Consider the following 24,809-nt stretch of genomic DNA (forward strand, 5'->3'; position numbering starts at 1 on the left):
TGATTTATATATACCAAGAAATATGGTTATACGTTTATTATAATAAAGAAGAAACAGCGGACCTGCAGATCCGCTGTTTCTTCTTTATAGCAATTGGATGGAATGTTCTGCTACCTGTAGGTAAGCTATCTTTAATTTAGTATTGTTTTTACCCATACGTCGATTTAAACGCTACACAGAAAGTGGTTCCCTTGTTGAGATCACTTTCAACAGAGATTTTAGCACCCAGTCGGTCTGCGATTCTTTTTACTATGGAAAGCCCAATGCCTGTACCTTCAAATCCCTGGGAATTGGGCAGTCGTTTGAATATTTCGAAGATATTGTGGATTTCTTCACTATTCATTCCGATGCCATTGTCCTTGATGTAATATTGGACCAAACCATTATACTTTTTACAGAATATTTCAATTTTTGGGTTCGGTTTATTACTACTATACTTAATGGCATTTCCGATAAGATTTAGAAACAATTGGTAAAGAAGCGTTCTTTCTCCTAATATAGGCAGAGTGGGGCCAAGTTCATAGGTCAGATTTTCGACGCTATATTGCGTTTTACAGCTCTCAATAATGGTAAGAATTTTTGCTCTGGGATCTATTAATTCTTGTTTTAAAGCGACATAGTTGGATTGGGATAACTGATATATTTTGTCGAGCATTTCGCGGATCAACGTTGTCGCATCAATAATGTTTTTACCCAGTTTCTCCAGCTTTAGCTTAGAAGCGTCCTGATGTAAGACCAGCATTTGCGCTGCCAGCTGAATTACCGAAAGCGGATTTTTGAGGTCATGTGTTAACGTATGCCCGAATGTATCCAGTGCAGCATTCGACTTGACCAGTTCCTTGTTTAATAAGGCAATCTCGCCACTTCGTTTTGCTAGAGCCTGTTGTGCAGCTTGAACAATTTTTTTGACAAAGTCAATTTCAGCGTCTTTCCATCGTATGGAACTTCCACGCATTATTTCCCGCCAGGCTTGAAAGGAAGTACGGGGTGAGGGATATTTGTTACCATTCTTCCCATCTATTTCGACGAACTTTTCCGGTTTACCGGCCCAGATTTTTTCATGTATATACTCTTTCCTGAACAAATAGATATACCAATTGTTACTCGGCAAGATACACAAGCGCATTATACCAGGGTATCGGTCATCGTTTGAGCTGAGCATGGCGTTTTCGTACTTAAAATTGGTCGTACAAAAAAAGTCGTTATCAGCGGTGTCCCTGAGTTTGGTTTCGATTTCGTTGAAGCATGCATCATTCGGAGTATTGCCCCAGGTTTGTCTACCCCTGTCATGGACCACAGTGATTCCATCCGCAGCCGTATACGCCAATAGCGAAGGGACAAATTTTTCGAAAGCGCCATATAAGTCATTGTTGACCAGTAGTTCCGACTTTAATTCTTTTTCTATATCGCTGACTGCAGATTGGATTTTCAGTTCTTCTTTATGCTGCTGCGTTAGAAAATGGTTAACGGTATATTGAGTCAGGAATATACATAGATTCCGCTGTACAAGATCTATATTGCGAGCTACTCTGTGCTGGCAGGCTACAAGTCCCCAGAGCTTGCCTTCCACGATGACCGAAAAGCTAGCGCTCGCATTCACACCTGCGTTCTTAAGATATTGTAGATGGATAGGTGAGAGGGCCCTTATACCGCATTTGCTCAGATCAAGATCCTCCCTGCCAATACCTCTGATCTTTATGGCGGGAGCATGAATGTCTGCAACGTGCCTGGATGGGAACTCCGTATAGAGACGTCGGGCTTGCGCTGGAATGTCAAACTCAGGGTAATGAAAACCCAGAAGGGGAGCCATGTCTTCGGATATGCATTCCGCAATAACCTGTCCACTGTTATCCTCATTAAATCGATAAACCATTACCCGATCAAATTCAATCGTTTTTTTGATCACTTCCGTGAGAGACTGCCATGGACAGTTGCCGAAGATCTTTAGGTACTCGGTATTTAGATAGCGTCCATCTTCCCCCAACCTCGTCATTTCACATTGTTCAATTTCAATAAAGATGTGTTGGCCTTGCACATATAGGCTTAAAGAATACTTCTTATCGCCAGTTTGAATAAAGTGTACTTCGCGCTGCGATTCATCCGAAAGGTCTGAGGGCACAATGCTGAGCAGGTCTGGAGATTGAAATTTGGTGCTTAATAATTCCAAAATGCGTTTAATAGAAAGTCTAAATGCTTGATCTGCTTTTATCCCTAAAATATGTTCGATATTTTCACTGGTAGCTATGCAGCCTGTCTTATCAAAAACGAATAGATAACCAATATTTTGGATCTTTCCACACAGATGTATCTTTTCTTCATGGCATTCTAATTCTCGCATAGTATTTTGATCTTAATATCAAGGATAAGGGAAGAGGACAGAAAAACGAATGTGATTACATTTTGGCTGGCTCCCGTAAGCTAGACGGTAATTTATGCTAAAATACTAAATTATCATGAAGTATTTAGCTATATTGTAAGTATTTTAGGCACTTAACCTATATATCGCATCCAGGATTTCATCCAAATTGAATGGTTTGGCAACAAAAATGTCTGCACCCGCTGCCATTGCTATTTCCTTTCCATTGAATTCGGCTGAGATACAGATTATTCCGAGGGATGATAAATTTTCACTTTTCCGTATTTTAGTAATCAAACTGGCACCAGAGACCTCAGGCATATTTAAATCGACTATCAGGATTGTTGGTCGTTCTTTTTCTATAAAATCAAAAGCTTTGGCACTTTTGGTCTCCGAAAAAACCTCGTTGTCCGTTGATTGGGAAAGCGCAAAACATAACATTTCGCCGATTGGTCCATCATCACAAATAAAAATCTTTTGTCTGCTCATATTTTAATCTTTTTATTTATATCCAATAGGACGGGAGTAAAGAAGGTAAGGTTTAATAAATAGATATTTTACGTAGAAACACATCGAAGAGCGTAAAAATCAACAATTGGCGAACAAATATTCATTTAGTAATAATGAACAAATAATAAATAGGACGTTTCAACAATATGATTTTGAACCTCTCACGAATTAATTTGATGGTTAATTAGTTCATATTTGCTTATATAACTTTAAATATAGAAAATATGAGCAAAAGAATTTTAATCACAGGGGCTGCAAGTGGATTTGGAAAAATTGCCGCTTTTGATTTAGCAAAAAAAGGACACAAAGTCATTGCTACGGCACAAATTTATCCGCAAATGAGCGATTTGATAAGAGATGCCAAAGACCAAGGAATAGAATTGACTGTGGATAAATTGGATGTAACAAACCTTACGGATATCGCCTACATTACTCGAAAATACGACATTGATATTTTAATCAGCAACGCTGGAATTATGGAAGGTGGTCCAATTGCCGAACAACCTATCGATTTAATCCGTTCAATGTTTGATGTTAATGTTTTTGGGGGATTGCAATTGGCGCAAGGTTTTATCAAAAAATTCATAGATGAAAAAAGGCCAGGAAAAATTGTGTTCACAACTTCCATGGGTGAATTATGGACCGTTCCTTATGTGGCCGCCTATTGTGCTTCCAAACACGCAATGGGTTCAATCGCGGAAGGTCTGAGAACAGAATTAACACCATTCAATATCAAGATTGCAACTTGTAACCCCGGCATTTTTGGAACTGGCTTTAACGACCGTGGTGCTGATACAATTTCTCGTTGGTACAATCCTGAAACCAATTTCACTCCTTTATCTGCGTTCGATGGTACTGCTGAAGCTTTGGCTAATCAGCTAGACCCACAATCTATGGCAGCTTGCATAGTTGATGTGGCCTTGGATGAAAATTCAAACTTTAGAAATGTATATCCCAAAGAGACTGAAGATTTTGTAAAACAATTGCAAGTAGAAGCTTGGACAGCAAAAAGCTAAATAAAATTTATGAAAGTGCAGTTCAACAAACAGTTTTCATTTCATTAATCAAACATAAAAAAATGAACTTAACCTATAACGAAGCAAAGAAAGCATTAGATGCGTCCATAGAAAAGGCAAAAGCATTAAATATTCCTGTAAGTATTGCCGTGGTAGATTCTGGTGGACACCTGCTTGCATTTGCAAGATTAGATAGTGTTTTTGGCGTGATAGAATTTGCCATTAAAAAAGCAAAGACTGCCGTAATGTTTGGTCTAGATAGCGATACCATGGGAACAATCGTTTCTGGAGCAGGCATTAATGGACATGGAATGTTAAATTCAAATGACGGATTATTGACCATTGCAGGTGGTGTCGTAATTAAAAACAGAAAGGGCAATATTATCGGAGCCATTGCTTCTTCGGGTGGTTCGCCAGAACAGGATAAAGAAATTGCGAATGCAGGAACTGTTGGGCCCAATTAAATTTAAGATATTTGTAGTATGGAAGCAAAACGTGAAATTATTTTTGATAAGTTGGTCTATTCCTGTGTTTTTGAAAAGCACAGGGGAAATGAAGAATTCATTCCCGAGCTTTTTCTAGGGTTTCAATTATCGGGAGAAACACATGCTTTTCACGCAGATGGAAATACAGTGATCCCCGAAAATACTATCGTATTGGTACAGAGAAACCAATTAATAAGAACAATTAAATATCCCGCCAAATCAGGGAAATACCAATTTTTATCGATCACGTTGGACAAGGAAACCTTGCAACAATATGCTTTGGAAAACAAAATTGTAGCTGACAAAAAATATGTGGGCAAAAAGAGATTGTTTTTTGAAGCTGATGATTTTCTTCAAAATTATTTCATCTCATTAGCTCCATACATCAACAAGAAGAAAGAAGCAACGCCACGATTGGCAGATTTAAAAATCAGGGAAGCAATAGAGTTATTACTACAATGTAACCCTGATTTTAAACAAATTCTATTCGATTTTTCTGAGCCTTACAAAATGGATTTGGAAGAATTTATGAATCAAAATTATATGTTCAATGTATCCGTAGGATCTTTCGCAAAACTAACTGGAAGAAGTCTTTCAGGCTTTAAAAGAGATTTTACAAAAATATTTGATACGACACCAAAAAAATGGTTGCTGGCAAAACGTTTAGACGAAGCGCATTATTTAATCAAGCACAAAAAACAAAAACCAGCCGATTTTTATTTGGATTTAGGTTTCGAAAACCTAGCTCATTTTTATTATGCTTTCAAACAAAAGTTTGGATTAACTACAACTGATATATAACAGCATTTTGGAGTTGTACAACAACCACATAAATTATTCCGCTTTCTTCATAATGTATACAATACCCGACGTTCCGCCCGAACCATCACGGTTATCCGTTAGATCGATGGTATTGACCAATTCATAGCCAAGTTTTGACATATAGTTCAGTACAGCGGCATAAGATTTTTTGTTGGTCAAGATCTGAGACAACTTTTTACCTTCATCGATCTGTTTGTCCGAATCTCCTAAGTCAACATCTACCCTTAATTTATTTGACCAAAATTTCCCCTCCACATGTATGTACGCGTAAGAAAAGGTCGTATGTACCTCCTCATTTTGAGAATTGATTGGAACTTGCGCTGAACTATTATTTAAGCAAAAGACAGTATGAATAATGAATAGAGCTAGTTTATACATAACCGACATATTTAAAATAGATATTATATTTTTTATGTGTTTTATATGGATTGAATGAGACAGTTGTTATTTTAACAGGCTATTGATAATCTCTTTCACTGCATCATTGCCAGGAAATGCGGTAAACTTATTCTTGAGCACACCATCCTTATTGTATAATAGATAAGAGGGAATACCTTCGAATCCAAAATAGTCCATCATGAAATTCCATTGAGTCTTTGTCAGATAATAATGTTCGCCACCTATTCCTTTTATTTTTTCTTCCCATAGTTGCTGGGGTGAAGAGCCGTTTGTGAGATATACAAATACAACATCCTTATCCTTAAATTCACCTTTTGTCCTTCTAAATTGGTTGATCGCCTCCAGGCAGGGCGCACACCACGTTGCCCAAAGGTCGATACATACCACCTTGTCCTGATACTTAGAAACAATGGCCTCCATGACCTTGTCTTCCGGAACGGAGGTGATGTCATTTACAACAGTTGGCGATTTTACTTTGGCCAGTTCAACTGTCTGTTGGTTTTTCCGAAACAGTATTTTTGGGATCTCCCCATTTCCCCAATAGTGCGCTATATTCTCTTTTTGCTTTTCGGAGAGCGGCTTTAACTCCTCATTAAGCTGTCGGGCAAAGGCATTGGCCACCAAAATATCATAGTATGGCCCTTCATCGAATCCAACTAAATCAGATAGAACAGCTTTTACGCCTGCCAACCAAGTAGAGATGTCGCTTTCTTCGATTGTGGGAAGCTTTAAAACTTTATTTTGGAGGATCGCATTCTGAAATTCAGAGAATGTGAAAGTATGCAGATATTGTGGGTCATTGAGATTGAAATCTTTCAAAAAACGAAAATACGAAGCGTCGATCTTTTGGATATCAGGTGTATCCGTTTTATGGCCCGTTGTATTACGATAATTATGCATCATCTGTCTTTCGTAATCAAAGACATGGGTAATATACATAAATAAACGAAATTCCTTAGATACAGCTCCTTTAAATTCCTTGGATAGCAAGGTGTCCTTATTCAAAAAGAGCGCTAATCTCTCAGACATAATACTTTTTGCGTAATTTAAAAATTCATCAGGACTTTTATCATATAACGGTTTAGGTGCTCTGTCTGGCCTGTAGGCAACCATTTTGCCTAATATCTCCAGGCCCTGGTTCATATCACTTTGGTTCATCGTTGGCTTAACATCCATATTTTTGATGTCAAGATTTGTGTTGTAATCTATATTGATGATTGTAGTGTTTTTATTTATTGATTTTATAATCAGTGTCTTATATGGGTTTACGCTAGAGTACAAACCGATAAAAGAAGTATCGGTTTCCACATCAAAGTCTATAGAGAAATTGCCCGATTGATCTACGAAGGCTTTCTGGCTAACGTGTTCGCCAGTAATTGGATGTGGAATAGTAACGGTGACAAAAATACTATCCTTCTTAATACCAGCGGGAACGGTTATTCTTCCCTCAATCTTAGCACGACCAGCGACGATTGCAGGCCTGTCCATGCGCATACCGATAGCCAGTTTACATGATAACAAGAACAAAAGGCCACATAAGAAAAAAGAGTTTATTTTAATCATCATTATTTGCTGTTGAATGTTGACAGAATTCTCGTCTAGATGTAGTTCGCTACTGTCTTTTCATTTGGTAATAATTAGCCAATAAGATAAGTAAAAATGGGTAGCTATTTTGATTATTGTAGGAATATTACACAAAAGTGTATAGGGACTGGAGACAGTGTTCCAAATACTTTGGCAGCATAACTAGCGTAAATCCGTCAATAATTGAATATTCTCTCACTACCTAGAACCATTTCTTTGGTCACAGGTTCAATCATTTAATCAGATGTCAGAAAATACAATTCAGTGTAAACGATATGGTCAGTATCGCTGTTCCTAGATAAAGAGAACTGGGTACAGACCGTTAAAATGAAATTTGTCAAAGTAAATCGAGCCGTATTAAGAGTGTTACAGGCGCAGGGTTACAATGTGCTGGTTTCGCCTGTGGATATCCAAGATCCCCAAAATATTACCTGGAAGGCCATGACGGTAACCGATGTGGATAGTTGGATACGCTCACTCTATTGTGGGCACAAATCTACGGGTCGTCCCAATATTCTCGTTATCGACTATGTACTGGCCAATATTTCTGAAAAGTATTTATCCGGCAGTGTGTTTATAGAAAGTGATATGGTCCATTAACGACGGTGGTGACGCTTCTATCAAAATTCCTATGCGTTTTTATTTTAGCACTAATATAGGGTTGGAAAAGACTTTTGAACCATATGGCCAAATAATTGGACCAATCTGCAAAAAGATAAAGCTTTTTGATCTGCAATTTTGAATGATCAATAGAACATTTAAAAAATAAAATCATGGGTTTATCAACTTTGGGTATTTTTCATACCGTCATTGGCATCATCGCCATTATTGCAGCAATTCTTTCACTTATTAAAAACGGTAAAATAAATCTGGATACAACGACCGGAAAGATCTATTTCTACTTCACATTGATTTCCGCATTGACAGCTTTAGGTCTATCAAGTGTCAAAGGCCTTAACCCTGGACATATTCTGGCCTTACTGATCGTGATTTTGGTCGCTGTAGCCTATTTTTTATATACCAGAAAGAAGGTCAATAACAGTTACCGCCTCATCGAGAACTTTTTGCTATCCTTCAGTTTTTTTCTTTCCTTAATTCCCACGGTCAATGAAACCCTTAGCCGGGTGCCTGTTGGAAATCCGATTGCATCCGGACCAGAAGACCCCATCATCGGCATCACCATCCTGATCATCCTAATTTTGTTTATTATTGGTTCAATAGTACAGTTCAGGCAGCAAAAAAGGATAAACAAGCAGGGTATGACACGTTAAAAAAAGTCTATATAGCCAGAAAAATATCCGAATAATCAACATGTATGTGGATTTGATTGCTAATTTTAACTACTTTACCTCCATAAAATCAGGCATCCTAGTTTTATGGAGGTATGATGCAAAGTACTATGCCATTTTAACAGAGGCTAGTTCAGGGGCATGTTGAATACGCTGTATTCGCTGGCAACAATGATGGTCATATCCGAGTTACTATAATAACTATTTTACATGGTTACAGACTATAAGAAATTTGATCTCTTTGGAAAAACCCTTATTCAGAAGGTGGATTTTAAATCACCTTTTAAATTTGCTTTTCCTGTTGCAGAGCAGGCATGCTTTCTTTATATGCGAAAGGGGCAGCTGACGTTTCAATCTGAAGGTCAGCAGCAGAAAATAGAGGCCCACCGTTCGCTGTTATTGAACTGCCTGAGCTCCGATAAACAGATCCAGGAAACCAGCCGGGAAGCTGAGGGGGAAATTGTTATCGTCACCTTTCATCCCGACATCCTGAAAAAAGTATATGATCGGGAGATCCCTTTGATTTTTAAGTCCAGCAGCGAGGTAAGCAACCAAAACAGTAGTACGATCAATAACAACTTCTTAATCCAAAAATATATTGAAGGTCTGCTTTTTTACTTTGACAATCCGTCTTTGGTCAACGATGAACTTTTGGTGCTGAAATTGAAGGAAATCATCCTTTTACTAGCCCAGACCAAAGATGCAGCCCATATTCAGGTTATTCTTTCCCAGCTTTTCTCCCCAGCGGCTTATTCCTTCAAACAGATTATTGAAGCCAACCTGTTTCAGCAGTTCGGGATGGAGGAGCTTGCACAGAAAACAAACCTGAGCATTTCTTCTTTTAAACGGAAATTTAAAAAACTGTATGATGACTCGCCAGCCAATTATATCAAATCCAAGAGATTGGAAAGGGCGGCAGAACTGCTCATTGCTTCCAGTGCACGTATTACCGATATAGCATTTGATTGTGGGTTCAACGACCTGGCTAATTTTACGAAAAGTTTCCATGAACGGTATAAGCAAACCCCAACAAATTACCGGTTAAAGGGAGGATAATACTTTTCCTTAGCGTTAATCCAGTACGGCAGTGAGGGTAGGATTCATCACATATTTTCCGTTAGCTGTCCTTTCGATGAAATTTGACAGTTGGATATCGAGTACTAGGGCATGCGTATCATTTGGCAGGAGCAGCTTGTCACCGGCGATATTGATCGCAATATATGGCCCTTGTGGCATCTCGATAGGATGGGAAGAGCCATCCCTGACGATTTGATTGCCAGTCGGGGCTACCTCCAGCATAACCTCCTGTATGGTACCATGGGGGACATGGCCACTTGCGATGACGCTATCCCGTTGTACAGCCAGGATGTTTAATCTTTTATTTGCGTCAATTTTTCCACCACCTGCAGACGTGCGGGTCCATATCTGTTGGATCTCGAGATAGAGTGCATCATACTGATCACCGCTATTTTTTAATTTGACCTTTACCTGCGCCTGCTCGGGCATGGGGCTATCATCCTCATGGCAGCTGCCCCAAAGTATCAGTAGGGCGATTCCCACCAGGTAAAGCAGTGCAGTCCTGCATCGGGCAATTAACGGTGTATTCGTTGAACTAAAAATAAAGGCCATCATTCGTTTTTTGATTTGAACACAAGAACAGCGTGGATCGTTTGCTTTTTTTTCAAAGATATACATTACCCAAAAGTCGGTTTTGGCTGGCGATCACCTCATCCCACTATGCGGTTATCAAAACCAGTATTGATTCATCTGTTGTAAAAATAAGACATCCGTTATCGGATATTTTGAACTCAATACAGCATCTATGCCACATTGAGGACATAGCGCAGTCTCACCCCCGCTAGGCTCTATCATCCAATCCACAATCTCATCTGGCGAAAATGTACTTAAGCAATAAAAACATCCACACAAAGTATTCGCCTCTATTTCTGTTCGGTGCATAGATGAGGCAAGGTGTGCATCGTTTAAAAATGCAGCATTATATTTTTGATGGTTATTATTCACCCCTTAATGATGTTTTTAGATTAGAAAATCATAATTTGAAATCAAAACTAGTTTAGTGCAGCTACTCGCTAAGCATATTTTAATCCAGCACCGTACTTTTTGTCAGACGAAGTAGTCAAGCTCATCCGATAGGCTTTAAGACTTAATCCTTTATGTCTTTTGAAAAACTTGTTGATGTGACTTTCATCTGCAAAACCAAATTCAGCTGCAATCTCATGTACTCTTCTGTCGCTGAAGCGTAAACGATGTTCAATCTGTCGAATGCGATAGCAGGAAATATAATGCTGCATGGATTCATTGCACTGCTTGCGGAAATAACTGCCCAGGTAAGTTGGCGACAAGCCGAATTGTTGGGCGATGGTTCCAATTTTCAGACGGTCGGGACAACGGATATGCTCCTGTATGTAATTCAGTATATTTAATATACGCACATCTACATTGGCTGAAAGATTTTCCGGTTTGATAATCGAAATATTTCTGGCAGCAATAACGATAATTGCATTGACAAGGTGTCTTAACAGATCTTCCTGATAAACATTATTCTGACCAACGGCAGATCGTATAACCTCAATTAAAGAAGCAATCGCCAGTTTATCATCCCTGTTCACCAAAATAGATCCAGAAAGATGGGACGCATAGTATAATAAACATTCAACATGGTCTATGCTTTGCCAACAGTACGTCTTGACATAACCTGGCGCAAATCGTACAATCATAAATTCGCAAACATCTTCGAGATCAAATGTATGATAATCCTTGGGTGTGATCAGAAAAAGATCCCCAGGGGTGAAAGCCACACGGTTACCATTGATGCCGTGGTATCCCTTGCCCGATATAACATAGACAAATTCAAAAAAATTGAACTGTCGGTCCTTTAAAGGACAGCAGTCCACTTTTTCATAATACACCTCCAATGATTTGTAGAAATTCTCTCCGGCCATAAGCACAAAGATACCCAAATAGACTTGAAATGTACCTGTTTTAGCAGATTTTATAGGTCTATTTTTGTATCAATCAAATAAAAAGAAATGAAAGCAATTGTCCTGAAAACATTCGGCGGAATCGAACAGCTATCCTATGAAGAAATTGAAAAGCCTGAAATAAAAGCCAACGAGGTATTGATTCAGGTGAAAGCGTTAAGCATCAATCCGGTTGATGTAAAAGTGCGTAACCGACAGGCACCACTGGCCGAAGATCTGGCCAGATATCAGCCCCTGATCCTCGGTTGGGATATTTCAGGAGAGATTATTGAAAAAGGGGCGGTGGTCACTCAGTTCGCTATCGGAGACGAGGTATTTGGAATGGTCAATTTCCCTGGCCATGGTAGAGGCTATGCAGAGTATGTCGCGGCAAGCGCAGACCAGCTTGCACTGAAACCTCAGCATATAACCCATACCGAAGCGGCTGCAAGCACCCTGGCGGCTTTGACTGCCTGGCAAGCTTTCGATAGCTACGGTAAGTTGAGGCCAACGGACCGCGTTCTTATCCATGCAGCATCTGGAGGTGTGGGCCATTTTGCCGTTCAGATCGCCAAGTATATCGGAGCACATGTCATCGCCACAGCATCAGCAGCGAATAAAGATTTTGTTTTGGGATTGGGGGCAGACGAATATATTGACTACAGAAGTACCGCCTTTGAGAAGGTGCTGCAGCCGGTTGATTTTGTTCTTGAAGCCATCGGCGGCGTTAATTTTCAAAAATCAGTGCAGGTACTGAAGCCCTTCGGAACAATAGTGACCTTACCTTCGGGGTATACCGAGGCCGATGTATGGAAAGCCCAGGAAAAGCAGCTTCATGCCTGTTATTTTATGTCGGTGTATTCCAATGGGGACGATATGCGTACCATCGCATCGCTATTGGAAAAAGGGGGGCTGAAACCGTACATTTCCCATATTTTCGAATTTGATGAATTGGGGAAGGCACATCAGCAGCTTGAAACAGGTCGTACCGTTGGTAAAGTTGTCGTTAAATTATAAGCAAAGATGCATAAGTCAACATAAAGTATATAAGATATATGCACTGTTTCATAACGTGTATAATTTTTATAGAAATGCGGAGTTCTAAAAGACGTCGCATTTCTATATTTATTTAGCATGACGGCTTCTATCACCCAGGTATTTACGGTGGATGGTGCTGTAATCATGTCCCCAAAAGTTTAAAGAAAAGCTTTTGGGGACATTTTATTGGCATAAGGCTTAGCTTAGGCTTTCTACCGGCTTAACAGCGGGTCACTCTTTCCACTTTTTCCGGCTTCAATACGTCCCGCATATTGTTCTTCAAATGTGTTGACATCTTTACAGCTGATACGGAAATCATACCAGAAGCTTTGTTCAGAAAGATCAAAATGCATTGTCGTTGACGCACCAGCTTTGAGTTGGATTTCCTTTCTATCCTTACCATAGCTGATATCTTCCAGCAAAAGACTGTGGCTCTTGCTATCGTGATTTGTGCAGGTGAAGGCCAGGCGGCCAGTAAAAGATGCGCCGTCCTTACTTTTCTCATAAGTGCAGCGAATATTGATGTTGGGGCGTTGTGTGTCACCTTTAAACATACGGTAGAAGCCATTCGGACCATACACCTCAAGCTGAAACAGTCCCTTGTCAAATTCCCGGATAGACCAGCTGTCCGTGATGCGATCCCCCGGAGATACCGCGTAATTACGGGAAGTTCCGGCTTCACCCTTATAAGGCCTGCCATGGTATACGGTAAATGGTGAACCTGCTGAACGCGCGCCAAACGTCTGATTGGCCGCTTCAAAGGTCAATTGATACGTTCCTCCCGATAGGTATTCGCCATGTACATAAAGCTCATAAGGAAGAATGCAGGAGTCACGCAGCCCTTTTTCTTGTTTTGGAAAATAGGGCGAACGGCCGGGGTCCTTTTCGATCTGTTCGATCTCTTCAGACGTTAATGCTTTGAACCCCATCGGGAGGTCTTTAAATTTGGCCTGATGGATCTCTTTGATAAAAGGCTGACGATCCAATGCCAGTGGTTTTTTGATGACCTCCCCATGGTATGGTCTAAAAGCAGAGGTGAGGTCGCCACAGACCGTCCGCCTCCAGCTGCTCACATTGGTTTCCCTGGGCTCTTTGTTGAATTTATGATGGATGAATTTTTCTAAAAATTGCAAGCTTGACGTATGGTCAAACACCTGGGAGTTGACCCAGCCGCCCCTTGTCCAAGGCGATGCAATAATTAAAGGGACACGATATCCTAAACCAATACAGCTTTCTCGTCCGCTTTCTGGGTAATACTGTTCGTCACGGCGCACAAACTCTAATTTTGCATCAATACCTGCCGATACCTTACCACGCTCCGTTTCATAAGGATTGGGGGCGGTGAAAGGGGCAAAGTGATCAAAATATCCGTCATTCTCATCGTAGGTAAGTATAAAGATTGTTTTTTTCCAGACTTCTGGATTTTGGGTGAGGATATCCATGATTTCACTCACATACCAGGCTCCAAACCAGGGGGAGTCCGGATGATCTGAAAAAAGCTGGGGCGGGGCCAGCCAGGATACGGTAGGTAGTTTCCCTTCGGCAACATCTTTTCTGAACTGATATAACACATCGCCTTTTGGAATCTGCAGTTCCCGCTGCTGATCACCCGCTTGGTAGTGCATCGTTTCGAGTTCCATATAATCAGGCTGGGCACTGTTATTGACAAAAGCACGACGATGAATATCTTTGGTTCGTTCATCAAGCTTTTCAAAATTCTCCGCCGTATATTGCTGCAGTTCTTCAAGCACATGGGCAAGTTCCTTATGCAGCTTTTCCAGCGTATCCTGATCAGCTGCATTGGCCAATTTCTGTTCGAGCTGTTCTTTCTTTTGTGCGAGCAGCGTTCTATAGCGTGGACTGTATTTGACCTCATATTGTGGGAAATACTCCATGGGGTTGCAGCCAAAATTCGCCAGCCAGCTATTGGCCTCACCACTGTAGCCGGCACTGCTCGAGGAAATCTCGTTTTGGTATATTTTCCAGTCCACACCGAGTTCTGAAAGTCGTTCTGGAAAGGTTTTCCAGGTTGCTTTACCGCTGAATTCTGAATCGCCATTCCAGACCAGGGCTTTACCGTTCAGGTTTTCCCGGATATTTCCTGTCCAAAAATAGAGCCTATTGGGGTTGGTACCCGTAATACTGGAGCAGAAATGTTGATCACAGATCGTAAAAGAATCTGCTAGAGAATAGTAAAATGGAATATCTTCCCGTGTATAATGTCCCATCGTTAGGGGAAGGTCTGCAAACTCTTTAAAGCCGGAGTGTTTGACATCTAGCCATTTATCCATTTTTCCATTATTCCGCGCATCCGTCTGATCCGTCCAATTGTGGGGAAGGCATCCCATCCATGTTATTTTTGAATCTTTGATATCCAATCGGAAAGGAGCATATGTTTCCCCTGTTTTTTGCGTCTGTAGCCATACCTTGAGCCCGTTGGGCTGGCAGATTGCTCTCGGATCGTTGAAGCCCCGCACACCCCGCAGCGTACCGAATGCATGGTCAAATGACCTGTTTTCCTGCATTAGCAGGACCACATGCTCGGCATCATAAAAAGTACTGCCCAAAGCAGGATTGATTGCCATTGCTTTTGCAATGGCAGATGGGATAACCTGAGAAAGCGACGCTCCTCCAGCAAGCATTGCTGCTTTTTTTAGAAAATCTCTTCTTGTGTCCATGTTTTTTTATTTGATTAGCCACATACTGGCATTCACATTGTCCCCCTCAGGAAACTGTCTCTTTAAAGCTACATCCAAATTAGTCTCATTGTATTGAGATTCCGCTAATGGATACTGCCAACGTTTGGGTACTTTACCACCATTTAATGTTCCGGGACCAACACGTAGGGTTGGAGTTCCTGTGCGCCGTTGTTCAAAGAAAGGTTCCCAGCCCGAATTCATATAGAAAGCAATGTATTTCTGCGTCCATATTTTTGTCAGCGGATCACCGGTGGTCAATTTGACAAGATCACTATTGAGGTAATCTGTAACGGCGGTTCCCGTGATTTTATAGAAAGCCATTGAAGCCGTTATTCCATTTTGATAATGGGCATTGCTATCTCCATTAATCCAGCCCCGTTGGATAGCCTCTGCGATCAGGAATTCCTGTTCCGCATAACTTAAAAAGATCATCGGTTCATTTACCGGATTACGAAGATCAACATATCTTCTGGCAATTAATGACGATTGTGCCGCAGTGGACTGCTGATCGGCAGGTGAAAGGCCAGCATCAACACCTTTATAGTTTGCAAAGACACCCGCAGTTTTACCAGCTATAGGATCGCCAAAGGAGAATAGACGCGGATCTTCTCTTTTCTGCAGCATCTCTACAAAAGACTGCTCCAATGATACTAAGGTCGAAACGCTTAAGTGCCCAGCGGTAGGATAGTAGTTTGAAGGATCAGAGGTGTTGAAGACCAATTGTGCATTATCACCGAGACCCGTCATTAAAGGATATTTTGCAGGATCGCTGATGATGGTTTGAAATTGTTGCTTGATGGCTATCTTCGTTTGGCCTTCTTTTTTTGATAGATGGATCAGCAAGCGGAGGCGGTAAGCATTGACCAATTTTTTCCATTTGTTGGCATCACCATCATAGATAATATCTCCATCTATAATTCCATTTGCAGCATCTAGTAAGGAGTTTGCCTTTTCCAATTCCTGCAGTAATCCTTCATAGATATCTTCTTGTTTGTCATAGCTTGGCGTCCGGCCATCCTGTTCAGCACGAAGAGCATCTGTATAGGGGATATCACCGAATGTTTCTGTCATTTGTGCAAAATAGATTACGCGGAATAGATGCACAAGGCCCTGATAGTTTTTGTTGTCCATAACAAGAGGTTCCAATTTGAGCACTTGGCGTAATCCATTATAGTTGTCAAATGAACCGCGGTTCCAATTGTAATTGATAGATTCATTTGGACGTTCATAATAAGTGAGATGTCTCGATGCATAAGCCGCACTGATGGGATTGTTGTTAAAGATATGCTGACAGATATAGGTCATTAACAAAGCTGGTGTAGCCTTGGTTGGTTTATTGGGATTGTCTTGATAATAATCAAATTTTTTGCAGCCAGTCACCAAAGTGAATATGCAAATAATCAATAGAATAGCTGTTTTTTTCATGATAAGTTCTTGCATTTAGAATTTGAGATTGACATTGAAACCGATATTACGTACCGTTGGTTCTGCAAGTTGTAAGTCACTGTATCCGTCAGGATCCATATAAGGAACCTTAGACCATAGTAATAAATTGCGTCCTACCAACGAGAAACTTGCTGTTTTAAATGGTGTCTTGGTCAGCAGATTGCTGGGGATTTGATAGCTAAGCGTCAACTCGCGCAGTTTGACAAATGTTCGGTCGTAAAGAACAGACTCATCAATTCCGTTTGTATAAGTAGCAAAGACCCAATCCACATAGTTTACCTTGCTTTCATTTGGAGCGAATGTGCGGCTATCGCTGGTTATATTACCTTGGGCATCATATGAAACAGCCCCTCCGGTTTGTGTTACACCGCCGGCAAGATAGGTCTTTTCCCCACGGTAAGCATCGTCCCGGTAACTGTTTGCGGTATTGGGATGCATACCTCCCTCATACATTTTTGCTTCAATACCATTATAGGTTTTTCCGCCAATACGGCCGTCGAAAGCAAAGGAAACCCCGAAATTTTTATATTGAAAGCTATTCAGGAACCCAAATTCCCAGTTCGGCAGCATATAGCCAAGATTGACTTCCTGGTTAATATATTGCGGAATTCCATTCTCATGTACGATCTGTCCGTCAGGAGACTTTTGCCATGCCCAGCCCCGATAAATATCCATTCGTTCCCCCACTTTCACGCCACCACGAATTTCTTCACCGCCGTAGTATTCAAGTACAGTATTGCGCAGCCGGGAGTAATTTAATGTAGTACTCCATTTAAAATGCTCCGTCTGTACCGGTGTTCCAGATACAACAATTTCGATGCCCCTTCGGCGGTAACGGTCACCGTTTACTTGCAGTTTGGCAAATCCGGAAGCTTCCGACAATGGCACTTCGACAACATTGTTCGTCCGGTCATAGTTGAAATAGGTGAAATCAAAACCGATCCGATTGCGGAATAAACGTAGTTCGGCACCATATTCCTGAGAGATGGTTTTGTTGGGTTTTAATCCCGGAGGACGTAACGCATTAGGAAGGTACAAAGATGGGTTTCCGTTCCACCTGCTACCGATTTCATAGCTTAGCAGCGCACTGTAGGCATTAATATCAGTCGTGGCATTTGTTACAGCACCACGTAGTTTAAAGTAAGAGACGACTTTGGGCAAATGGAACATTTCGGATACGATCAGGCTCAGGGACGCTGAAGGATAGAAATACGAATTATAAGGAGATTGAAGTGCTGATGTCCAGTCATTTCTCCCGGTCAGGCTTAACGTTGCCATGTTACGGTAATCCAAGTCAACGTAACCATAGAGACCATATACCTGTTTCTCGATCCGTTCATTCGTAGAACGGACAGGATCTCTGGAGTTATCCAGGTTGTACCATGCCGGTACAGAGAGCCCACCGGTTGTCTTTGACTCAAGTTTGCTATACTGGTCCAGCCTGGTACTCGCTCCGACACTGGCGGTAACGGTAAAATCCTGGCTTAGTTTTTTGTCATAGGTCAGCAAAGCATCACTTACAAAACGCATCCGGTTATTGCGGTTGACAGCATAATTACCATAAGGTGCTGCATCAGTGCCGTAGTTGATATAACTATAAGGGATACGGCTTTCACTGTTGGCAAAGTTTGTGGTAATGCCACCTCGAACGAGTAACTTTAGGTCATTGTTAAACTTATATTTGATATTTCCCTGCGAAACAATGACATCGTTGGTATACGCTCTTTCTTTTTCATACGCTAAAAACCAAGGGTTATTATACCAGCTGTAATTGTAGGTCAGCTGTTCCAAGTCCTCTCGGCCGGGTTTCCAGTAATTGCGCATATCACGGATGTCGACATCAGGTCCCATCCACAACACAATATTATACAGATAATTGTCAGGAGAGTAATCACTATTTGGGTAATTGGGGGAGTACTGCCTATTATAGGACAACGTTGCTTCGGCTTCAAGTTTACTGTTTAATTTAAGCTTTCCCGCCAGATTTAACGTAGTGGAATTTAGCTTGGTGTTGGGCACTTGTCCTTTCTGATACAAGTGGGACAGTGAGATGCGATAATCAGACTTGTCCGTTGAACCCGCTACACTCAAATTATGGGTTGTGATTAAACCATTCGTGAGAAAATTGTTCAGATTATTTTTTCCCCTACTGATCCATGGAAGTGGTTTCAATTTATTTGTTTCAGGATCCAGCGGACTATTGTATTGTGGTATTTCAACAAAACCGCTCGCTGTGGCCGGATCAGGCTGGTTTAATTTCGGACCCCAAACATAACCATAGGCATCGTTTATACCACCGCCTTTTCCATCGACAAAGGCATATTCACCATTAAATCCCATGCCATAATCCTGCTGTGTTTTTGGGATACGTAGGAATCCGGCCTGAAATTCCGTGCTGGAATTATAGGTGAGTTCAATTCCAGCTTTCCCGCCTTTTCCTTTTTTAGTGGTGATCATAATAGCACCATTTTGTGCCACTGAACCATACAATGCCGATGAGGCTGTCCCCTTTAATACCGTGATATTTTCGATGTCATCAGCATTCAAGCTCCACATATCAAAGCCATCAGGAGCAGGGACCCCATCGATGACGATGGTGGCAGCACCGCCTCTCAATGTAATTTCAGGGTTCTCAAATAAAGTAGATTTGGTTTTGACCTGAAGGCCCGCAACTTTGCCGACGAGACTGGAGGCAACATTGGGTTCACGGGCGGCAGTCAATGACTCTCCTTTAACATCCTGGGCCGCGTAAGCTACTTTGCGTTTCTCCTTACTGATCCCTAGGGCGGTGACAACCACCTCGGCCATGGCATTGCTGACTGGACTTAAGGTTACCTGAAGTACTTTATCTTTCGCTACAATTTCTTTTTTTTCGTAGCCTAGAAAACTAAAAATAAGTGTTGAATTACCAGCGACCCTTAATGAAAATTTTCCTTCCGAATCGGTCCGTGTGCCTATTTTACTGTCCGCTTTTGTATAGACATTAACCCCCGCGAGAGGGCCCTTGTCATCTCTTACCGTCCCCGAAACTTCAATCTGTTGGAGTTCTTTGGTAGCGGTGATGGTGATTGTGCGCGACATCTTTTGGTAGCCTAACCCTCTAGGCGTAAGAATCTTTTGCAAGGTTTCCTCCAGTGAAGCCTGTTCTACAGTAAGATTGACTGCTTCTGCCTGATTGATCAGGTCACTTGAATAGAAAAATTTATAATCAGTCTGCTGCGCTATTTTCTTTAGTACAGTTTCTAGGCGCATCTGTTTGACTGATAGGTTGATCTGTTGCCCGCTGGTTTTGGCATTTAGTCCAACGGAAAACAGTAAAATGAAGATGACTGTCAGTTTCATTCTTCTAATGATTAGATAATGGCCCGAAAAAAAACGACATAGTCGTACCGTTTCTTTACGATCACAGAAATATTCCATAATTTTGAATTGAGGTTGTTTAATAATTTTTTGAACAGCTTTTTGAACAGATTGCGGAGATGTTACCACCATCTCCGTATTTTTTGTATTAACTTTTCACCATAGGCAGCATTTTATTTGTTTTTTGTTTAACGGTAAGATGATTGCCATCCAGGCTGAAATCCAGGTTAGCAACATTCGAGAGCATATTCAGTACACCAGTTAATTTACTGTTGCGGTCCATACTACCACTATATCGACCACGAGGCAAATCACCCGTTATGCTGACTTTCAGATCATACCAATAGCTGATATCTTGCAATATTTTCACTAATGGTTCATCTTTAAAATAAAAATAACCTTCTTTCCAGGCAGTGGCGCTTTCGATATCAACTGTTTGGATTTTCAGTTTATCCTTGGCGTCTATATATACTTTTTCACCTGGGCTCATCATGATTCGTTGATCACCATAGGTCAATTGAACCGATCCTTCTACCAATGTTGTTGCAAAATGCTTGGGTTGATAAGCACGCACATTGAAGGAGGTACCCAATACCGCAATATTCAGATCACCGGATTGCACTTTAAATGGGCGTTTCTTGTCTTTTTGAACTTTAAAGAAAGCTTCACCTTCCACCTTGACAAAACGTTCGTCTGCTGGAAAGCGATTCGGAAAATAAAGTTTCGAATTGGCATTTACCCATACGGTAGATCCATCAGGAAGCTGTATTTCAAACGTTCCAGCTTTTGGAACTTCGAGGATGTTCCATTGGATAGTTTCTTCAGCCGAACTGCCATTATATACTAAGCGCCCCTTTTCATAATCAAAATTATTGTTTTTTTCATTGATGGGCTGTTGTTGATCAAAGTTCAATTTTTTACCGTTATAAAGGGTAAGACAAGCCTGGTTTTTCCCCGGAAGAATTTCTTGGTTCTCTTTTTTACTGGTATGAGTTATCGTATTTGTAGATATGTTCGGTTTATTGTGCCAAAAGACTGTGAAGAGACAGAGGATTATTACCGCGGCCGCAGCGGCAGAAAATTGCCATAGCCTGTGTACCCGGCGCCGTTTTTTTTCACTTTCCCGAAGCAAAGACATTGTCAACGCCAGTTTTTTGTCCGTAGCACAAACGATCGATTCAACAGCTTGGGGAGAACTTTCGGATCGGCCCAGCGCAAGCTGTTGTTCAATGAGATCACGAAGCTCATCCATTGATATTGGAGAACCAAAATGTCGTATCAGTTGCTCGATATCTTCTGCCGAACAACGATTGGTCATAAAATCCTCAAATAGTTTATTCAAATTTTTCTTTTCCAAGAGACTCGTTTTATATCTATTACGTGTTGCTCAGGAAAAGTCACTACAAGAAATTCAAATATTTTTTATTTTTTTTTTTGCCGGGACTATTTCACCCACATCAAAAATAGGAGGTAGGGAAGGTTTACAGGGTTCTGCAAAAATAATAATATCCTTTTATTAGCACGGTTTAAGTGGTTGCTAATCGTATTTGGCGATATTTGCAAGAGATCGGAAACTTCTTCATAACTGCGGCCTTCAATTTTGCATAGTTGGAAAACAGTTCTACATTTAGGGGGAAGTTCTGTCAGGGCATTATCGATCAATTCCCTTCTGTATTTATTTTCCAATAGCTCATCTATATGTTGGTATACGGTTTCCTGTATAGCAATGAGATATTGTTGATAATTTCTGTCCTTACTGATTTTCCGGTAAAAGTCCGTGACCATATTGGCAGCTATGCGGTACAGATAACCTTCGAAGGAACGCTCGGGATCAATTTTGCCTCTATTTTCCCAAACTTTGACAAAAACATCATGGAGAATGTCTTCGGCGATATCGGACGATTTTACGAGTTTCAGCAGATTGCCAGCCAGTTGATGTTTGTACGTATTGTACAGCCATTCAAAAGCCTCCATTTCACCTTTATTTAAGCGAATGATCCATGAAGTATAACTCAGGTCTTTTGCCTTATTCTCCATTCGGTAAAAATATTGATCGTATATTAATTGGTTGTTAACTAACTATAATCAGTTTAATTTATACATTCATCGAAATGATACACATTGGGCCTAAAAAATCAATGCATGTAAAGTATAGTACAATATTAACAAATTATGGTTGAATTATAAACGGTCGTTTAAGATCAATGCACAGAATGAGCTATTTTTCAGGGTAACTGGAGTGCCATCGTTTTTGACAGATCTGAGGAATAGGACAATTTAGGGGAAAAAACCTCTTATCGGATTTTAGATAGTCCAGATAAGAGGTTAGATCATTTTCCACTCGTGGCGGTAATGATTTAGATAATGGTTGTTGAAATATGGATATTTCCGTTTGTCGCTTTTGAATATGGGCAGGTCTGGTGGGCAAGCTCGACAAGTTGCTGTGCCGTTTCTCTGTCAATTCCCGGTATACTTACAAAAAGTCTCGCCTGTAGAAAATATGCCTCACCGGTCATTCCAAGGTCTACTTCTGCATCAACATACGTTTCTTTTGGGAGTACAGTTCCCAGTTTTTTCGCTGCTAGTCCGAGTGCGCCGATATAACATGCCGACCATCCTGCCGCAAACAGCTGTTCAGGATTAGTTCCTTTTCCGCTCAGTCCGGGAGGAGTCAACAAAATATCCAATTTTTCGTCGCTGCTTTTGGCGCTACCTTCTCTGCCCCCGATCGTGTGGGTTTTTGCTGTGTAAAGTATTTTTTCGAGCTCCATTTTTTTATTATTTTACTGTTAACTATTTTTTGTATGATACAAAGAGAACATAAAATTTTGGCTGGTAACAGCTCAAAGTAGCTTAAATGGACATATTAAAGTGCCAAGCGGATAACCGATATTTTGAAATGGACAAGATGATATTTTACCGATCTTCCAGCCAGCTCAGGAACTGGGCGGTCTTTTCCTTTCCGATAAGCAGTTTATCTTCTGTCGGTACCGTTAGTTTAACATAGAGCTTTCTGGCAAAATAATGTTCCACCTCCTTTACTGCCGAAAAGCTGATGAGATATTGTCTGTTCAGCCTAAAGAAGTCCTTGCCCGGTAATTGGGCAGCGAGCTGGTCCAGGGACTGGCTGACGTCAAAATGCTCACCTTTAAAAGTCACCATGGTCGGAGAGGTATAGTTGATATAGATAAAAGCGATCTCCTCGGTTTTCACGGTCATGTACTTATTGTTTTTGAACACGAGAAAGCTCTTCTTTTTATGCTCTTCACCACTGATCTTCTGGATCAGTTCAACCAGGTTATTTTCAGCAGTTTTCTGAAAAAAATTCTTGAAATTGTCCACTTTCTCAAACGCATTTTTCAGGTCGGTTTCTGAAAAGGGTTTCAGCAGATAATCAATTCCATTCTCTTTTATGGCCTCCATAGCGTATTCACCGAATGCTGTACAGAAGATAACCGGGCAGACGATCTTTACCGACTTGAAGATATCAAAACTGATCCCATCGGAAAGCTGTATATCCATAAAGATAAGATCCGGTGAGGCACTGTTCGAAAGGTAGTCAATGGCCCCTTCTACGCTCTGGATCTTTGCCATGATATAGGCCCCTGGGCGTAGTTTCAATATTAGGTTTTCAAGGGAACGGGCGGCTTTGATCTCGTCCTCAATTATTAGTATGTTCATATATGATGGGAAGTTTTATCGTAAATGTTTCTGCGTCCTTTATGATTCTGATCTCCTTTTCAGATAGATGAAGATAACGCTGGTTGATATTTTCAAGCCCCAGTCCGGTAGACGGTTCAGGTATTTTCCGGGGCTGAACGTTATTGCGGACAATAAGATAATCCTCTTCCTGCCCGATGGATATATGCAGGGGTTTCTCGAGTGAAACGATATTATGCTTAATGCAGTTCTCGACCAATAGTTGTAGCGTAAAGGGTGGAATGAAAGTTCCATACGTGTCAGGTACGAGATTCAGGGAAACAACCAGCCCCTCCTCAAAACGCGCCTTCAACAGATAGATATAGGATTCCATGATTTGTAGTTCCTCGCTCAGTGGCACAAGATTCAGTTTGAGGCTGCCCAGGGTGAACCGGTAAAAGTCTGCAAGCTTGATGATGAATTCCGTCGACTGACTGTCATTGCTTTCCACCATATATTTTAATGTATTGAGACTGTTGAACAGAAAATGTGGATTTACCTGCTGTTTTAAAAGTTCATATTGAGCAGCGAGGTTTGCAGACATCGAGCGTTCCAGTTCCCGCACGACCTGCTGGTTGAGGTAGGTCTGGTACAGTAGATGGATAAACATATAGAAAGTCAAGTTGATCAGTATGCCCCTTACTTCATACATCAGCATTTTAGGCCCAAAATTGAGATGTGAAAGGATGTAATACTGTAACGAGGAAAGGACGAACATCAGCACCAAACCAACCCCCAAACCCCTGAAAAGCTGGGGCGATATCACATTTTTGCGGCCTGTTTTCTTTGTATAGGCCGGTATCGAATAGATATTGTAATACCAGATCAGCAGGGCAAATCCCGTGGTTACGGCAAAGTCTGCAATCCCCTCAGCAAGAATAAAATTATGGTCCACAATTTTGGGGATCGATGTCAATATGCCCAATGATACTGAACTGATCCAGATCAGCTTATGGGAAATGTAAAATGTCGTCTTCATATTATATCTGGTACAGTATTAAGTTTATACTGCCAACAAAATTTGCTGGCATTTCGAGGTATCTGAAGAGCCAGCAAATTAGTAAAAAATGTTATTATTTATACATCGACAAGTGAACTTTCTAGCTCTCTTCAAATCGATACGAC

At 41.0% G+C, this 24,809-nt stretch carries 21 protein-coding genes; 7 read left to right on the top strand and 14 right to left on the bottom strand.

The window, feature by feature from the left end:
• Positions 1-148: 148 nt before the first annotated feature.
• Both HX021_RS03485 and HX021_RS03490 read right to left on the bottom strand, forming a co-directional pair.
• Positions 149-2,338 (bottom strand): ATP-binding protein, encoded by a 2,190-nt coding sequence (locus HX021_RS03485; protein WP_286588386.1) that lies wholly within the window; start codon positions 2,336-2,338, stop codon positions 149-151.
• 144 nt (positions 2,339-2,482) lie between these two features.
• Positions 2,483-2,845 carry a response regulator transcription factor gene (locus tag HX021_RS03490; RefSeq protein ID WP_286588387.1) on the bottom strand — a complete coding sequence of 121 codons (363 nt, stop codon included), beginning with the start codon at positions 2,843-2,845 and terminating at the stop codon, positions 2,483-2,485.
• A gap of 245 nt (positions 2,846-3,090) precedes the next feature.
• Here HX021_RS03490 and HX021_RS03495 point away from each other — a divergent pair, with 245 nt between their 5' ends.
• Genes HX021_RS03495 through HX021_RS03505 form a run of 3 tightly spaced genes read left to right on the top strand, consistent with a single transcriptional unit; the run spans position 3,091 to position 5,168 of the window.
• The gene (locus HX021_RS03495) at positions 3,091-3,882 is read left to right on the top strand and encodes an SDR family oxidoreductase (RefSeq protein WP_286588388.1); all 792 of its coding nucleotides are present in this window, start codon (positions 3,091-3,093) and stop codon (positions 3,880-3,882) included.
• Positions 3,864-4,346: a GlcG/HbpS family heme-binding protein gene (locus tag HX021_RS03500; protein ID WP_286588390.1), complete on the top strand. Its 483-nt coding sequence runs from the start codon at positions 3,864-3,866 to the stop codon at positions 4,344-4,346. The genes HX021_RS03495 and HX021_RS03500 overlap by 19 nt, the downstream gene beginning before the upstream one ends.
• Before the next feature lie 18 nt (positions 4,347-4,364).
• Complete coding sequence (locus HX021_RS03505; protein WP_286588391.1) at positions 4,365-5,168, top strand: helix-turn-helix domain-containing protein; 804 nt, start codon at positions 4,365-4,367, stop codon at positions 5,166-5,168.
• A gap of 33 nt (positions 5,169-5,201) precedes the next feature.
• On the opposite strand, the gene HX021_RS03510 is transcribed toward HX021_RS03505, so the two are convergent.
• Positions 5,202-5,567: a hypothetical protein gene (locus tag HX021_RS03510; RefSeq protein WP_286588392.1), complete on the bottom strand. Its 366-nt coding sequence runs from the start codon at positions 5,565-5,567 to the stop codon at positions 5,202-5,204.
• 66 nt (positions 5,568-5,633) lie between these two features.
• Positions 5,634-7,154 (bottom strand): TlpA family protein disulfide reductase, encoded by a 1,521-nt coding sequence (locus tag HX021_RS03515; protein ID WP_286588394.1) that lies wholly within the window; start codon positions 7,152-7,154, stop codon positions 5,634-5,636.
• Between the two features lie 345 nt (positions 7,155-7,499).
• On the opposite strand from HX021_RS03515, the gene HX021_RS03520 reads away from it, so the two are divergent.
• The 3 genes from HX021_RS03520 (at position 7,500) to HX021_RS03530 (ending at position 9,517) form a co-directional block, all read left to right on the top strand.
• Positions 7,500-7,772 carry a hypothetical protein gene (locus tag HX021_RS03520; protein WP_286588395.1) on the top strand — a complete coding sequence of 91 codons (273 nt, stop codon included), beginning with the start codon at positions 7,500-7,502 and terminating at the stop codon, positions 7,770-7,772.
• A gap of 173 nt (positions 7,773-7,945) precedes the next feature.
• A complete protein-coding gene (locus HX021_RS03525; RefSeq protein ID WP_286588396.1) occupies positions 7,946-8,443 on the top strand; it encodes a hypothetical protein in 498 nt (165 codons plus the stop codon).
• A 228-nt stretch (positions 8,444-8,671) separates the two neighbouring features.
• On the top strand, positions 8,672-9,517 hold the full coding sequence (locus HX021_RS03530) for a helix-turn-helix domain-containing protein (protein WP_286588397.1): 846 nt from the start codon (positions 8,672-8,674) through the stop codon (positions 9,515-9,517).
• 15 nt (positions 9,518-9,532) lie between these two features.
• On the opposite strand, the gene HX021_RS03535 is transcribed toward HX021_RS03530, so the two are convergent.
• Both HX021_RS03535 and HX021_RS03540 read right to left on the bottom strand, forming a co-directional pair.
• Positions 9,533-10,093, bottom strand: coding sequence for a DUF4382 domain-containing protein (locus tag HX021_RS03535; RefSeq protein ID WP_286588399.1), 561 nt, complete (start codon positions 10,091-10,093; stop codon positions 9,533-9,535).
• A gap of 458 nt (positions 10,094-10,551) precedes the next feature.
• A complete protein-coding gene (locus HX021_RS03540; RefSeq protein ID WP_286588401.1) occupies positions 10,552-11,424 on the bottom strand; it encodes an AraC family transcriptional regulator in 873 nt (290 codons plus the stop codon).
• A gap of 87 nt (positions 11,425-11,511) precedes the next feature.
• Between HX021_RS03540 and HX021_RS03545 the strand changes: the two genes are divergently transcribed.
• Positions 11,512-12,459, top strand: a complete 948-nt coding sequence (locus HX021_RS03545) for an NADP-dependent oxidoreductase (RefSeq protein WP_286588404.1) — start codon at positions 11,512-11,514, stop codon at positions 12,457-12,459.
• 233 nt (positions 12,460-12,692) lie between these two features.
• Here the strand turns inward: HX021_RS03545 and HX021_RS03550 are convergent, their stop codons facing one another.
• The 8 genes from HX021_RS03550 to HX021_RS03585 form a co-directional block, all read right to left on the bottom strand.
• On the bottom strand, positions 12,693-15,158 hold the full coding sequence (locus tag HX021_RS03550; RefSeq protein ID WP_286588405.1) for a phosphocholine-specific phospholipase C: 2,466 nt from the start codon (positions 15,156-15,158) through the stop codon (positions 12,693-12,695).
• Between the two features lie 6 nt (positions 15,159-15,164).
• Complete coding sequence (locus tag HX021_RS03555) at positions 15,165-16,604, bottom strand: SusD/RagB family nutrient-binding outer membrane lipoprotein (protein WP_286588407.1); 1,440 nt, start codon at positions 16,602-16,604, stop codon at positions 15,165-15,167.
• Between the two features lie 15 nt (positions 16,605-16,619).
• The gene (locus HX021_RS03560; protein WP_286588409.1) at positions 16,620-19,967 is read right to left on the bottom strand and encodes a SusC/RagA family TonB-linked outer membrane protein; all 3,348 of its coding nucleotides are present in this window, start codon (positions 19,965-19,967) and stop codon (positions 16,620-16,622) included.
• 166 nt (positions 19,968-20,133) lie between these two features.
• Entirely contained in the window at positions 20,134-21,342 is a 1,209-nt protein-coding gene (locus HX021_RS03565) for a FecR family protein (RefSeq protein ID WP_286588411.1), read from the bottom strand.
• 86 nt (positions 21,343-21,428) lie between these two features.
• Positions 21,429-22,022 (bottom strand): RNA polymerase sigma factor, encoded by a 594-nt coding sequence (locus tag HX021_RS03570; protein WP_286588413.1) that lies wholly within the window; start codon positions 22,020-22,022, stop codon positions 21,429-21,431.
• A gap of 320 nt (positions 22,023-22,342) precedes the next feature.
• A complete protein-coding gene (locus HX021_RS03575) occupies positions 22,343-22,756 on the bottom strand; it encodes an organic hydroperoxide resistance protein (protein ID WP_286588415.1) in 414 nt (137 codons plus the stop codon).
• Between the two features lie 145 nt (positions 22,757-22,901).
• Positions 22,902-23,666: a LytR/AlgR family response regulator transcription factor gene (locus tag HX021_RS03580; RefSeq protein ID WP_286588417.1), complete on the bottom strand. Its 765-nt coding sequence runs from the start codon at positions 23,664-23,666 to the stop codon at positions 22,902-22,904.
• The gene (locus HX021_RS03585) at positions 23,647-24,663 is read right to left on the bottom strand and encodes a sensor histidine kinase (protein WP_286588418.1); all 1,017 of its coding nucleotides are present in this window, start codon (positions 24,661-24,663) and stop codon (positions 23,647-23,649) included. Before HX021_RS03585 ends, HX021_RS03580 begins: the two co-directional genes overlap by 20 nt.
• Positions 24,664-24,809: the final 146 nt, after the last annotated feature.

This window comes from Sphingobacterium sp. N143, assembly GCF_030325625.1.
Taxonomy (GTDB): Bacteria; Bacteroidota; Bacteroidia; order Sphingobacteriales; family Sphingobacteriaceae; genus Sphingobacterium.